Source organism: Accumulibacter sp. (genome assembly GCF_023806625.1).
GTDB lineage: Bacteria > Pseudomonadota > Gammaproteobacteria > Burkholderiales > Rhodocyclaceae > Accumulibacter.
The window spans coordinates 97,217-110,847 of the sequence record NZ_JAMTDX010000011.1 but is presented as its reverse complement, the minus strand read 5'-3'; the positions used below and the strand labels follow the sequence as shown (position 1 = coordinate 110,847).

The 13,631-nt window shown below is 63.5% G+C and carries 13 protein-coding genes; 10 read left to right on the top strand and 3 right to left on the bottom strand.

Features of this window, described 5'->3' with window-relative positions:
- Positions 1 to 78: 78 nt before the first annotated feature.
- The 10 genes from rpsA (at position 79) to NFW05_RS03195 (ending at position 9,877) form a co-directional block, all read left to right on the top strand.
- The gene (rpsA, locus tag NFW05_RS03240; protein WP_295302757.1) at positions 79 to 1,782 is read left to right on the top strand and encodes a 30S ribosomal protein S1; all 1,704 of its coding nucleotides are present in this window, start codon (positions 79 to 81) and stop codon (positions 1,780 to 1,782) included.
- A 9-nt stretch (positions 1,783 to 1,791) separates the two neighbouring features.
- Positions 1,792 to 2,085 carry an integration host factor subunit beta gene (locus NFW05_RS03235; RefSeq protein WP_295302755.1) on the top strand — a complete coding sequence of 98 codons (294 nt, stop codon included), beginning with the start codon at positions 1,792 to 1,794 and terminating at the stop codon, positions 2,083 to 2,085.
- Between the two features lie 329 nt (positions 2,086 to 2,414).
- Complete coding sequence (lapB, locus tag NFW05_RS03230; protein ID WP_295302754.1) at positions 2,415 to 3,584, top strand: lipopolysaccharide assembly protein LapB; 1,170 nt, start codon at positions 2,415 to 2,417, stop codon at positions 3,582 to 3,584.
- Between the two features lie 87 nt (positions 3,585 to 3,671).
- Positions 3,672 to 4,610, top strand: coding sequence for a D-glycero-beta-D-manno-heptose-7-phosphate kinase (gene rfaE1, locus NFW05_RS03225; RefSeq protein ID WP_295302753.1), 939 nt, complete (start codon positions 3,672 to 3,674; stop codon positions 4,608 to 4,610).
- Between the two features lie 71 nt (positions 4,611 to 4,681).
- On the top strand, positions 4,682 to 5,686 hold the full coding sequence (gene rfaD / locus NFW05_RS03220; protein WP_295302751.1) for an ADP-glyceromanno-heptose 6-epimerase: 1,005 nt from the start codon (positions 4,682 to 4,684) through the stop codon (positions 5,684 to 5,686).
- Positions 5,679 to 6,578 carry a cysteine synthase CysM gene (cysM, locus tag NFW05_RS03215; protein ID WP_295302749.1) on the top strand — a complete coding sequence of 300 codons (900 nt, stop codon included), beginning with the start codon at positions 5,679 to 5,681 and terminating at the stop codon, positions 6,576 to 6,578. The genes rfaD and cysM overlap by 8 nt, the downstream gene beginning before the upstream one ends.
- A 9-nt stretch (positions 6,579 to 6,587) precedes the next feature.
- On the top strand, positions 6,588 to 7,385 hold the full coding sequence (locus NFW05_RS03210) for a 3'-5' exonuclease (protein ID WP_295302748.1): 798 nt from the start codon (positions 6,588 to 6,590) through the stop codon (positions 7,383 to 7,385).
- Between the two features lie 320 nt (positions 7,386 to 7,705).
- Entirely contained in the window at positions 7,706 to 8,446 is a 741-nt protein-coding gene (locus tag NFW05_RS03205; protein WP_295302747.1) for a hypothetical protein, read from the top strand.
- Positions 8,447 to 9,061, top strand: coding sequence for a phosphatase PAP2-related protein (locus tag NFW05_RS03200; RefSeq protein WP_295302745.1), 615 nt, complete (start codon positions 8,447 to 8,449; stop codon positions 9,059 to 9,061).
- Between the two features lie 372 nt (positions 9,062 to 9,433).
- Entirely contained in the window at positions 9,434 to 9,877 is a 444-nt protein-coding gene (locus tag NFW05_RS03195) for a cache domain-containing protein (protein WP_295302743.1), read from the top strand.
- 175 nt (positions 9,878 to 10,052) lie between these two features.
- Here the strand turns inward: NFW05_RS03195 and ppk2 are convergent, their stop codons facing one another.
- The 3 genes from ppk2 to NFW05_RS03180 form a co-directional block, all read right to left on the bottom strand.
- Complete coding sequence (gene ppk2, locus NFW05_RS03190; protein ID WP_296688194.1) at positions 10,053 to 11,117, bottom strand: polyphosphate kinase 2; 1,065 nt, start codon at positions 11,115 to 11,117, stop codon at positions 10,053 to 10,055.
- 402 nt (positions 11,118 to 11,519) lie between these two features.
- The gene (locus tag NFW05_RS03185; RefSeq protein WP_295302742.1) at positions 11,520 to 11,993 is read right to left on the bottom strand and encodes a VOC family protein; all 474 of its coding nucleotides are present in this window, start codon (positions 11,991 to 11,993) and stop codon (positions 11,520 to 11,522) included.
- A gap of 227 nt (positions 11,994 to 12,220) precedes the next feature.
- Positions 12,221 to 13,612 carry a malonyl-CoA decarboxylase gene (locus tag NFW05_RS03180; protein ID WP_295302740.1) on the bottom strand — a complete coding sequence of 464 codons (1,392 nt, stop codon included), beginning with the start codon at positions 13,610 to 13,612 and terminating at the stop codon, positions 12,221 to 12,223.
- Positions 13,613 to 13,631 lie beyond the last annotated feature (19 nt).

Sequence of the window (13,631 nt, the reverse complement as noted above, 5' to 3'; positions counted from 1 at the left end):
CCGGGGTGCTGGTACAGCCGGCTGGTGGTCGTTCAATCAATTCGCTCCGCAGTTGTGCGGACAGCTAACTCACTCAATATGTCAGCCAATCCCAACATGCAAGAAAACTTTGCCGAACTATTCGAAGAAAGCCTCGGACGTCAGGAGATGCGTCCGGGAGAGGTGATCACGGCCGAAGTGGTGCGCATCGACCAGAATTTCGTCGTCGTCAACGCTGGTCTGAAGTCCGAGAGCTATATCGAAAGCGAGGAGTTCCTCAACGATCGGGGCGAACTCGAGGTGAGGATCGGCGACTTCGTTCAGGTCGCCATCGAACAGCTCGAGAATGGCTTCGGCGAAACGCGCCTGTCGCGCGATCGCGCCAAGCGCGTCGCTGCCTGGAATGCACTCGAACAGGCGCTCAACGATGGCAGTCTGGTGAGCGGGACGATTGCCGGCAAGGTCAAGGGTGGGCTGACAGTGATGACCAACGGCGTTCGTGCGTTCCTGCCGGGATCGCTCGTCGACCTGCGCCCGGTCAAGGACACGTCTCCGTACGAAGGCAAGACCTATGAGTTCAAGGTCATCAAGCTCGACCGGAAGCGCAACAACGTCGTCGTCTCGCGTCGTGCGGTGCTCGAAGCGACCGCAGGCGAAGAGCGCGATGCACTGCTCGCGACACTCAAGGAAGGGAGTGTCGTCAAGGGAGTGGTCAAGAACATCACCGACTACGGTGCTTTCGTTGACCTGGGTGGAATCGACGGTCTGCTGCACATCACCGACTTGGCCTGGCGGCGTGTTCGCCATCCGTCCGAGGTGCTTTCGGTTGGCGACGAGGTGCAGGCCAAGATCCTCAAGTTCGATCAGGAAAAGAACCGGGTTTCACTCGGGCTCAAGCAGCTCGGGGAGGATCCGTGGATCGGCATTTCGCGCCGCTATCCGCCGACGACACGCTTGTTCGGCAGGGTGACCAACCTTACCGATTACGGCGCCTTCGTTGAAATCGAGCAGGGCATCGAGGGCCTGGTCCATGTCTCGGAAATGGACTGGACGAACAAGAACGTCCACCCGTCGAAGGTCGTACAGCTTGGCGACGAAGTCGAGGTCATGATTCTGGAGATCGACGAAGACCGCCGACGCATCTCGCTGGGCATGAAGCAGTGTGCCGCAAATCCGTGGGACGAGTTCTCGATGAACTACAAGAAAGGCGACCGCGTCCGCGGGGCGATCAAGTCGATCACCGACTTCGGCGTGTTCATCGGGTTGCCGGGTGGCATCGACGGCCTCGTGCACCTCTCCGACCTTTCGTGGTCGACACCCGGCGAAGAGGCGATCCGCAACTTCCGGAAGGGCGATGAGGTCGATGCGGTCGTCCTGGCCATCGACACCGACAAGGAACGAATCTCGCTGGGTATCAAGCAGCTCGACGGCGATCCTTATACCAGCTACATCGCCACCCATGACAAGAACAGCATCGTCCGCGGTGTGGTCAAATCGGTGGACTTGCGTGGCGCGGTGGTGACGCTGAGCGGGGACATCGAGGGCTACCTGCGCGCGTCGGAGGTTGCACGCGAGCGCATCGACGATCTGACGAAAGTCCTCAAGGAGGGCGATACGATCGAGGCGATGATCATCAACATCGATCGCAAGACCCGCTCGATCAGCCTGTCGGTCAGGGCGCGCGAGCAGGCCGAACAGCACGAAGCGATGCAGAAGTTCTCGGCGGACAGCAGCGCAAGCTCGGGCACGACGAATCTGGGCGCTCTGCTCAAGGCGAAGCTGCATAACCCTCCCCATTCCTAAGGCTGGCGGATGACGAAGTCGGATCTCATCGCCGAACTGGCCGGACGTTTTCCGCAGCTGGTGGCCAAGGACGCCGAATTGTCCGTGAAGATGATCCTCGAAGCGATGGCCGAGGCCCTGGGCAGGGGTGACCGCATCGAGATTCGCGGGTTCGGCAGCTTCGCGCTGAATTACCGGCCACCACGCGTGGGACGCAATCCGAAGTCGGGGGAGAGGGTCGAGGTTCCCGAGAAATGGGTGCCGCATTTCAAGGCCGGCAAGGAGTTGCGCGAGCGCGTGGACGCTTCACTCGAGGCGACCTAGGCGCGCGTTCGGGAGATCGATGCGCTGCGACGGCGCTGGTGGTGGCCGCCTCCTGCGCTCTCGGGCAGCCAGCGGCGCCGAGAGTCGAGAGGTCCGCCCGGGCTGGTCACCAGCGCCCGTCACTTGGCCAGCCCGAGTCGTGCCAGTCACTGGCGTCCTTGGGCCGGTCACACGGTGTGCTGTCTGTGAGAAGGCGTCGTGCAGGGCCGAAGGCAAACGCGAGTGGCTGAGCAAGGGCTCCGGTCCGCTGGATGGCAGAGCGATTCACCCCCGCTCGGTCTGGTCGACAAGCCGGGCGAAATATCTTGGCCAGCGGCGGAGACGATGGCATGATCGAATTCGAATACTGGCAGCTGCTGCTTTTCCCGCTTTTTTTTGGCCTCGGGTGGGCGGCGGCCCGCATCGACATCAGACATCTGGTCAAGGAGTCCCGGTCTCTGCCACGATCGTACTTCCAGGGTCTGAACTTCCTGCTCAACGAGCAGCCGGACCGGGCGATCGAATCGTTCGTCGAGGCGGTCAAGGTCGATCCGGAGACGATCGAACTGCATTTCGCGCTGGGCGGCTTGTTCCGCCGCCGAGGCGAAACCGAACGGGCGATCCGGATGCATCAGAATCTGATCGAGCGCGAGGGCCTCGATCCGGAACTCAAACTGCAGGCGCTGACCGAACTCGGTCAGGACTATCTGAAGGCCGGGCTGCTCGATCGGGCGGAAGATGTCTTCGACAAGCTGCGCGACTCGGAGATCGCCGAGGAAGCAAAGCGTAACCTGCTCGAAATCTATCAGCTCGAGAAGGAGTGGGCGAAGGCGATCGCGCTGGCCTCCGAGCTTCCCGATGTCGCTTCGCACCGCGAGGTGGCCGAGTATTATTGCGAGCTGGCCGCTGCCGAGATGCGCAGCGCCCGGCTCGACCTGGCTGCCGCTCATCTGCAGACGGCGCTCGAACGCAACCGCAAGTGCGTCAGGGCCAGCCTGCTGCAGGGAGACATCCTCATCCAGCAGGACAGGGCCGCCGAGGCGATCGAAGCCTGGCAGCGAATCGAGCAGCAGGATCCGCCTTATCTGGCGCTGGTCGCCCAGCGTCTGCTCGACGCCTTCCGCAGGCTCGACGGCCGCGAGCGGGGGCTGTTGCTGTTGCGTGGCTATCTCGAGAACTATCATTCACTCGATCTGCTCGACGTGGTTTTCCAACTGGTCCTCGAAGCCGACGGACCCGAAGCAGCGTATCGCCTCGTTCGCGACGAGCTGAAGCGCAATCCGACGCTGCTCGGTTTCGACAAGCTGCTGGAAGCGCGCCTCCTCGTCGCCCCACCCGAGAGCCGCCCGGATCTCGACTTGGCCAAGGGCATCGTCCAGGGCTACACGCGTCGCCTGGCGCGGTATCGGTGCGATAATTGCGGCTTCAAGGCGCGTCAGTTCTACTGGCGTTGCCCAGCGTGCGGCGGCTGGGAGACGTACTCGCCAAAGCGCACCGAAGAGTTTGATCTGACACCGTAGGAGTTCCGGCATTGACGAGCGGCGGAACCAGTCTGGCGAGACGTTCGCGACTGACTGATCTGTCCTGGATCAGGCGAGCGGGCAAGAATGCGCATTGCTGACCTGTCGGCGGTGAGGCTGCTGATCGCCGGCGACGTGATGCTCGACCGCTATTGGTTTGGTGACGTCGCTCGGATCTCGCCTGAGGCGCCGGTACCGATCGTCAGGATCGGACGCTCGGACGAGCGGCCGGGCGGGGCAGCGAACGTGGCGCGGAACGCCGCTGCTCTGGGCGCTCAGGTGACCCTGCTGTCCGTCGTTGGCGATGACGAGGCGGGACGCAACCTTGGGCGGTTGCTCGCAGAGAGCGGGGTCAAGGCCAGCCTTCATGTCGATGTGGGGATCAGCACGACGGTCAAGCTGCGCGTGATCGCGCGTCACCAGCAGTTGCTGCGCATCGACTTCGAGACGAGTCCGTCCCACGAGGTGCTGCGCGCGAAGCTGACCGAGTTCGCCGCGCGTCTCGCTGAGTGCGATGTGGTCGTCCTCTCCGACTACGGCAAAGGCGGGCTGGTGCACGTCGGGGAAATGATTCGCTTGGCAGGCGATGCCGGGAAGGCGGTACTCGTCGACCCGAAGGGTGACGACTTTTCGAAGTACGCGGGGGCTACCGTGGTCACGCCGAATCGGGCCGAGTTGCGCGAAGTCGTCGGTCGCTGGCACGACGAAGGTGAACTGACGAGCAAAGCGCAGGCTCTGCGCGAGCAACTCGGTATCGAGGCGCTGCTGGTGACCCGTAGTGAGGAGGGGATGTCGCTGTTCCGGAGGGACGGAGTGGTTCACGAAGGATCCGTGGCGCGCGAGGTGTTTGACGTTTCTGGCGCTGGCGATACGGCGATCGCCACTCTTGGGGTGATGCTGGCCGCGGGAGCCAGTTGGCAGGAGGCAATGCGAGTGGCCAACGTCGCGGCCGGCGTTGTGGTCAGCAAACTGGGTACGGCGATCGTCAGTCGTGACGAACTGGCCGATGCGGTCAGGGCACTTTGAGCGCAACGGCCGCTGGGCCAGGGCCAGCCGTGTCGTCGATCGGGCAGGGAACTGTTGAGCAGGGATAGGGTATGTATACAATTGTCACCGGTGCGGCCGGCTTCATCGGATCGAACATCGTCAAGGCGCTGAATGATCGCGGTGTGACGAGGATCATCGCCGTCGACCACCTGACGCGCGGCGACAAGTTCCGTAACCTGGTCGATTGCGAGATCGTCGATTACCTCGACCGGGAAGACTTCCTCGACCGCCTGGATGCCGGCGCCTTCGACGGCGACGTCGAGGCGATCGTCCATCAGGGCGCATGCTCGGACACCACGGAGCGTGATGGTCGATTCATGATGGACAACAATTATCGCTACTCGCTGGCGATTCTCGACTGGTGCCTCGATCAGGAAGTGCCGCTGCTCTATGCGTCGAGCGCAGCGACCTACGGCGGTGGACGCGTCTTTCGGGAAGAGCGCGCGCACGAGGCACCGCTGAACGTTTACGGATACTCCAAGTTCCTCTTCGACCAGGTCGTCCGGCAGAAGCTCGCGGTTGCCGGATCCTTCAACTCGCAGGTCGTCGGCTTCCGCTATTTCAACGTGTACGGCCCGCGCGAATCGCACAAGGGGCGAATGGCGTCGGTTGCTTTCCACCACTTCAATCAGTATTCAAACGAAGGGAAGGTCCGCCTGTTTGCTGCGTGCGACGGATTTGCCGATGGCGAACAGAGACGCGACTTCGTCTTCGTCGAAGACGTCGCACGAGTCAACCTTTTCTTCCTCGATCACCCGGAGAAATCAGGCATCTTCAACGTCGGTACGGGGCGTGCGCAGAGCTTCAACGAACTGGCGGTCGCCAGCGTCAATGCCTGCCGCGCGCTCGCCGGGGATGAGGCGCTGCCGCTTGCTCAGCTTGTCCAGCAAGGGATCATCGAATACACGCCGTTTCCGGCAGACCTCAGGGGCAAGTACCAGAGTTTCACCGAGGCGGACCTGACGCGCTTGCGCAAGGCAGGCTACGAGGCGCCGTTTCTGAGTCTCGAGGAAGCCGTACCGGACTACGTGCGCTGGCTGAGCACTCATGCCTGAGACGATTGAGGGCTGCGTCGGGGAAACCCCACTGGTACGCCTCAAGCGGATCCCCGGTGAGGCGAATTCAGCCCGTGGCAACGTCGTTCTGGCGAAGCTCGAGGGGAACAACCCGGCGGGCTCGGTCAAGGATCGTCCGGCTCTGTCGATGATCCGCCGTGCCGAAGAACGCGGCGAAATCAGGCCGGGCGATACGCTGATCGAGGCGACCTCGGGGAACACGGGCATCGCCCTGGCCATGGCTTCGGCCGTGCGCGGTTACCGGATGATCCTGGTGATGCCGGAAAACCAGAGCGTCGAGCGACGGCAGACGATGCGCGCGTTCGGCGCCGAACTGGTCCTCACTCCTCGCGACGGTGGCATGGAACTGGCCCGCGACGTCGCCGAGGGCATGCGCCGGGAAGGACGCGGGATCATCCTCGATCAGTTCGCGAACCCTGACAATCCACGCGCGCACTACGAGGGAACCGGCCCGGAACTGTGGCGCCAGACCGGCGGGAGGATCACCCACTTCGTGAGCAGCATGGGCACCACCGGTACGATCATGGGCGTGTCGCGCTACCTGAAGGAGAAGAACACGGCGATCTGCATCGTCGGCTGCCAGCCCGAAGAAGGTTCCCAGATACCGGGAATCCGCAAGTGGCCCGAGGCATATCTGCCGCGTATCTTCGACCGAACGCGGGTCGATCGAATCGAGTCGGTTGCCCAGGGAGAAGCCGAGGAGATGACTCGCCGACTCGCCCGAGAGGAGGGAATCTTCGCCGGGATATCCTCCGGTGGCTCGGTGATCGTCGCCCTGAGAGTGGCGAGGGAAGTCGAAAACTCGACGATCGTCAGCATCGTCTGCGATCGGGGAGACCGCTACCTGTCGACCGGCGTTTTCCCGGCCTGAGGGTAGTTCGTGGCCCCAGTCCTCGCCTTCGACATCGAGACGATCCCGGATATCGGGGGGTTGCGCCAGCTGAACGGCCTCGACCCGACACTTTGTGATGACGAGGTCGCCGAACTCGCTTTCCAGCAGCGGCGGGCCACGACCGGTAACGACTTCCTGCAGTTGCATCTGCAGCGCGTGGTGGTGATCGCCTGCGTGCTGCGTCACGGCAAGGACCTCCGGGTCTGGTCGCTGGCCGAGCCCGAGCAGGGCGAAGGCGAGATCATTCAGCGCTTCTTCGACGGTATCGAGAAGTTCTCGCCGCAGATCGTCTCGTGGAATGGCGGCGGATTCGACCTTCCGGTCCTGCATTATCGCAGCCTGGTGCACCGCGTCGAGGCGCCCCGGTACTGGGATCTCGGTGACGGCGACTATCCTGACAGTCGCGATTTCAGATGGAACAACTACATCAACCGTTACCACACACGCCATCTGGATCTGATGGACCTGCTCGCACTCTATCAGCCGAGGGCCAGCGTCCCTCTCGACGAGCTGGCCAGACTTTGCGGTCTCCCGGGCAAACTCGGCATGGACGGCAGCAAGGTATGGACGGCCTGGCAGCAGGGACGAATCGCCGAAATTCGCGACTACTGCGAAACCGACGCGCTGAACACCTACCTCGTTTCAGTCGGCTTTCGACTGCTTCGGGGCGAGATCTCGCGTGACGAGCACGATCAGGAACTTGCCTTCGTCCGTGGGGAGATCGAGCGCAGTGGCAAGCAGCACTGGCGGGAGTTCCTGAGTGCGTGGCCAGAGGGGTGCCAATGAATCTGATCTGCGGCCAATCGGCGGCGTCGCTGACTCGCTTCCCCAGCGGCCGGCTTTGCACGGCCAGCCGGTTGCCGCGGCGCGCAGCAAGTTGCACGAAGCCCCGCCTTCGCCCCGGTCCATCGATCCGCTATGTCCCGTCGCTCGCTCCAGGAGGGACAGAAAGGGACAGCCCCTTGCTTGGCGCCCGGCATCTCGGTCTGCTGGCGACGATTCGCTCACAACCTCGTCGCCCTGCGGAGGCGGCGACCCACGCCGCGAAGCCCGCGGCTCGTATCCGGCAGCGCGGATCCGTCTAGCCTTTCTGTCCTCGGGTGGCCATGCAAAGATTTCTCGCTTTCGTCGGCCCGCTGCCGTTCATCGCGCTGGCGATTGCCGCAGCCGGCCTGTCGCTCGGTGCCGCCGTCCTCGTTCACGAGCAGTTGTTCTTGCCGGTGCTGTCCGGTGTTTCGTCGTCCTGGCGTTATCCGCTGGCCGGTGTGGCTCTCGCAGCGAGCTATTTCGTCTACGGTCTGGCCCTGTTGTGCGTCGCTCCGGCGCTCAACGGCCTGCTGGGTGGCAGGCTGCGACCATACCGCGGGTCGGCAGTGTCGCTGACCGCACTGCGCTGGTACGTCCATTGCACGCTGACCCTCGTCGTCCGCTATTCGTTCCTCGAGTTCGTCACCCCGTCGCCCTTCGCGCAAATGTATTACCGGCTGATGGGCATGAAGATCGGGCGCAACGTGACGATCAATTCGACGGCGATTGCCGACCCGTCGCTGATCGAGATCGCCGACGGGGTGACGATTGGCGGTTCGGCGAGCGTGATGGCCCATTACGCGCAGGGAGGCTACCTGGTGATCGCCCCGGTGCGTCTCGGAGTCGGGGCGACGATCGGGTTGCGGGCAATCATCATGGGTGGCGCTGAGGTCGGTGACGGCGCGAAGGTCCTGGCGGGTTCCTTCGTCCTGCCCGGGACACGAATTCCGGCTGGCGAAACTTGGGCAGGCATCCCCGCGTGCCGCGTGAATCTCGATCGTGGCGGCGCTTCGTCAGTCGATGGTCAGGAGTCAACCTGAGTGGACCTCGGGTGGACCGACTGGCAGACGGTCGCCCTGCGGCTCCTGGCCGTCACCGCGGGCCTGCTCGCCTGGTTCGCGAGCCAGCGACTGATCGGTGCGAGATCGCTCGATGGCCGCGAAATGCATGATCAGCTGCATCAGCTCACTGCCGGGGTCAATTCCTGGCTACACAGGAATCCTGGCGCTGCGCGCGCCGCGCTGGTCGCCAGTTCACTGGGCGTGGACGCAGTCACACTGTTCGTCCTCGGCTACGCCATTCTCGGCCCGAGCTTCGCCCCGTTCTGGGGCCTGCTGTGTTTGTTCCTGCTTCGGCAGTTGAGCCAGGCAGCCGTGGCCCTGCCGGCGCCGCCGGGAATGATCTGGCGGGATCCAGGCTTTCCCTCGCTGTTCGTCACCTACGCGGTAGGCAACGACTTCTTCTTTTCGGGGCATACGGCGCTGGCCGTCTATGGTGCCGTCCAGATCTCCGGCCTCGGTCTGCCGATGCTGACTGCGCTCGCCGTCCTGCTTGCCGTCTTCCAGGTGGTCGTGGTCATCGTTCTACGCGCCCACTGGACGCTCGATGTGCTCTCCGGCGTGTTCGCAGCCTTGATGGTCGGCCAACTGTTCTAGCCGGGAGGGCGCTGAAGGATCCGCCGGAACGCTCCGGATACGACGGGGCTCGGGCGCTGGTCCGCTGTCTCGAACATGCCTTGAGGGGTCGGGGGGGAGGTCTGCACGAAATCGACGTGCCGATGGGCAGGTGAGGGGAATCGCATTTCTGCGGGTGACAGCAAGCGCATTTGCGAGACAGCACCCGAGGCTCGGCGGGGCCGGTCGCGTCTTCTCGAGACACGGGCATGGGGAACGGTCTTCGTGCCGGCTGGTGTATCGGCTACCGCAGCCCGTCTTTGTGCGTTAACATGCGCGACGGGGAGGGTCTCTCCTCACTTTCGACAGGCCAGCAAGGATTTGCTGAGCACTAACCCTGAAAGGAGACTTACGATGCTACGACATGTTGCGCTTGTTTCAGCACTCGCTATCCTGGGCTCCGCCGGCACGGTTGCGGCGGCTGAGTACGGTACTCCGGCAGAGGCCAAGGCCATGCTCGAAAAGGCAGTCGCTGCCGTCAAGGCCGACAAGGCCAAGGCGCTGGTGATGTTCACCAAGGGCGAAGGAGGCTTCAAGGATCGTGACCTGTATCCCTACTGCGGTGGACCTGACGGGCTGTTCACTGCCCACCCGACGCTGGTCGGCAAGAGCCTCAAGGACCTCAAGGACAAGGCAGGCAAACCGTTGGGCGAAGAGGTCTACGCCTCGGCCAAGGAGGGTTCGATCAGCGAGGTCATGTACATGTGGCCGCGCCCGGGCCAGACCGACCCGGTGGCCAAGGTAGCCTTCGTCACCAAGGTCGGCGATCAGGTGTGCGCAGTCGGCTATTACAAGTGACGATGGCTCCGAACATTGCTGCGTGAGAGATGGTCGCCGCCCCGACGGTGACCCGAAAGATCAACCCCGCCATGGCGGGGTACTTTTTGGGTGCTACGCTCGCGTCGTCCCCGATCGCCGCTGCCGGGATCGCGGTGAAGCCCCGCGCACTGCCCGCGGGGCCTGGCTGGCGGTCCTAATAGATCTCCGGAATGAAGGTCTGGTCAGTGATCGGCGGCCGAACGTAGCCGTGCTCGCTCTGGCGTGGCGGCAGGATGATCGGTTCCGGAGCGAGATCCTCGTAGTCGATCATGCTCAGCAGGTGGGTGATCACGTTGAGCCGCGCCCGCTCCTTGTCGTCGCCATTGACCACGTACCACGGCGCCTGCTTGATGTCGGTGTGGGCGAACATCGCATCCTTGGCCTTCGAATAATCCACCCAGCGTGCGCGTGACTCGAGGTCCATCGGGCTCAGCTTCCAGTGCTTCGCCGGATGGTAGACGCGCTTCTGGAAGCGGCGCTCCTGTTCTTCGTTGCTCACCGAGAACCAGTACTTGATCAGGATGACTCCGCTGCGCACGAGCATGCGCTCGAATTCGGGACAAGAGCGCAGGAACTCGCGGTATTCGTCGTCGGTGCAGAAACCCATGACCCGCTCGACGCCGGCGCGGTTGTACCAGCTGCGGTCGAAGAGGACCATTTCTCCACCAGCCGGCAGGTGCTGGACGTAACGCTGGAAGTACCACTGGGTCTGTTCGCGGTCGGTCGGCGCCGGCAGTGCGGCGACCCGGGTTACCCTCGGGCTCAGGCTTTCGGTGATCCGCTTGATGCATCCGCCCTTGCCTGCGGCGTCGCGCCCTTCGAAGAGGACGACGACCTTGAGCTTCTTGAACTTGATCCACTCCTGGAGTTTGACGAGTTCGATCTGCAGCTTGGCCAGGGCATCCTCGTACTCCTTGGTCTTCAGCCGCCGCTTGCGCGGTGCGGCGGGCGTTTCGCTGTAGTTCGGTGGCTCCGCTGGCGCGGCTACGGTCTGCCCGTTCGCTTTCGGCTTGTCAGTCTTCTGGGCCTTGGCCGTGGCCGTGTTCTTCTTGCCAGCAGCCTTTTGTCGGCCCTCGTCACCTTCGGCCCGTGCCGTGGGCTTCTCGCCTTCCGGACTGGCTGGCTCGGCGGCCTTGCTCGAGACAGCCGTCTCTTTTCCGCCGGCGTCCGGCTTGTTCTCTGGGACGACGTCTTCGCGCACGCCTTTGACTTCACTCATGGATGCCTCCTTGGTCTTGCTGAAAGCTGACTGGACAAGAACAAGCCTCGTCGACACGGCAAACTCGCAGTCGTCCGGTCGCCGGGTTCGCCGCGCCTGGCGGGGAGCCCAGGCGTCGCCAGAACCCGCCCGGGGCGATCGTCCTGTGCCCTTCGCCCGGGAAGGCGCATCTGGCCGGTGAGCGAAGATCAACTGTCGGCGAGCGGACCCCGGATCTGGTATTGTTCCTCTCCTCCTTGCGCCGGAATTGACCGGGCCGGCAATTATCGTCGATTTTTCTGCAGAAAAGAAACACCACCTGCACGAAACGTGCAGTATGCCGCGCGCAGCGGAGGTGCGCTTCGCTGACCGGGTGACCGTCTCCCCCCGGCGCGACCGACGGGAGACGCGTGCCGGGGGGTGTCAGGTCAGCCGGCTGAAGGCCTCAATGACTTCCGGGGGGGCCTGGACGAGTTCGATCAGCACCCCCTCGCCAGCAATGGGAAACTCGCTGCTCGCCTTCGGATGGAGGAAGGTGATGTCGAAGCCGGCCGCCCCCTTGCGGATTCCGCCGGGTGCAAAACGCACCCCGTTGGCGGTCAGCCATTCGACCGCCTTCGGCAAGTCGTCGATCCACACGCCGATGTGATTCAGCGGCGTCGCGTGGACGGCAGGCTTCTTGTCGGGATCGACGGGCTGCATCAGGTCGACCTCGACCTTGAAAGGGCCCTTGCCCATTGCGACGATGTCTTCATCGACGTTCTCTCGTTCGCTGACGAAGTTGCCGGTGATCTCGAGTCCGAGCATGTCGACCCACAGTTGGCGGAGCTTCATCTTGTCCGGCCCGCCGATGGCGATCTGCTGGATTCCGAGGACCTTGAAGGGACGTTGAGTCATGGCTGTACTTTCTCTGGGAAGGATTGAACAAACGCTGACCCCGCGTGCTGGGGGTCATGAGAACAACGCCGCCGCGCAAGCACGGCGGCTCATGCCTGGTGAATGAAGCGGCTGCGCCACCGATCCGCGGTGATGCCCGCTCGCTCACTTCTCGCTCGTCTGTCTGAGGTGCCTCGTCGTTTGCGCCGTGCATCTCGGCCTGCTCGCGACCATTTCCTGACGACCTTTCAGTCGCGCGCGGTACGGCGAATCGGGGCGGAGGCGGCAATCTCTCCGCCGCGGGAAAACGCTTCGACGTTGGCTTCGATCATCTCGGGGTCGTAGAGGTAGTTGACCATCATCCCGTACGACTGCTGGTAACCTCGAGCCGAAGTGTCGGCGAGATAGTTGAGTCGTTCGATTCGTGCACCGTTCCCGAGATGGAAGCGCGTAACCGGGTCGTAGGGCCTGCCGCCACGAGTCGCCGTCATCAGGTAGCGCGCAGCGAGTCGGGTCAGGCCATGCTCCAGCGCGCGAGCGAGTCGCTCGTCGGCAGCCCACGCCGCGTCGCCGAGGAGTCCGATCAGATCCTCGGCCTTGCTCGGCGGTGGCAGGTCCGGTGGCAGGTGACGGCGGATGCGTTCGAAGTCCGATGGCCCGAAGGCCTTTTCCCAGGCCTCTGGTGTCTTCTCGGCCCAACTGCGCAGCGAGGGCAGGGGGGAGAGCGTCGCGAAGCTGATCAGACGCGGATAATCCCGCTTCAGGTCATCGACGACACGTTTGAGGAGGAAGTTGCCGAAGGACACTCCCCGGAGGCCCACCTGGGTGTTCGAGATCGAATAGAAAATGGCCGTGTTCGCCCGCTCAACGTCGAACACTGGCGCGTGCTCGTCGAGAAGCTTCTGGACGTTGTCGGCGAGATGATCGATCAGCGCGACCTCGACGAAGATCAGAGGCTCCATCGGCATTCTTGGATGGAAGAACGCGTAGCACCGGCGATCGGAATCGAGCCGGTTCTTGAGGTCGTTCCACGAACGGATCTCGTGTACCGCCTCGTAGCGGATCAGCTTTTCGAGCAGCGCTGCCGGCGAACTCCAGCTGATCCGTTGGAGCTCGAGAAAACCGACGTCGAACCAGGCAGCCAGTTGCTGCTCGAGTTCGCGGTCCAGAGCCTTGAGAATCGCGTCGGCATCGATGTAACGAAGCAGATCGGCACGCAGATCGACGAGGAACTTGACCCCTTCGGGCAGGGTGTTGAACTGGGTCAGGATGCGCATCCGCGATGAGCGGATCGCGTTGCGCAGGCGCGACTCGGCGCCCCACTGCGCGTCGCTGCCGAGCGCCGCCTGATAGTCGGCGTGCGCTTGGGCGACCTTCTGCGGGTCGGGGCCGAATTCGCTGGCAATGATTCGCAGGAAGCCGGCTCGCCCTTCGTCGTCGAGGCGCAGGTAGATTTCGGCCAGGCGAACCGCGCGCTGCCGCGCCGACGCTTCCCCGCCCTGGCCGCTGGCACTTTCCTGGAGCAGCCCGCGCAGGCGGGCGACCTGCCGCGCATCCAGACTGCGCGGCGTCCTCACTTCGGCGAGCAGCGAACGCATCCGCCGCAGGCCCCGAAGAACGATTCCATCAGTCACTTGCATTCTCCTTCGCTGCCGGGTT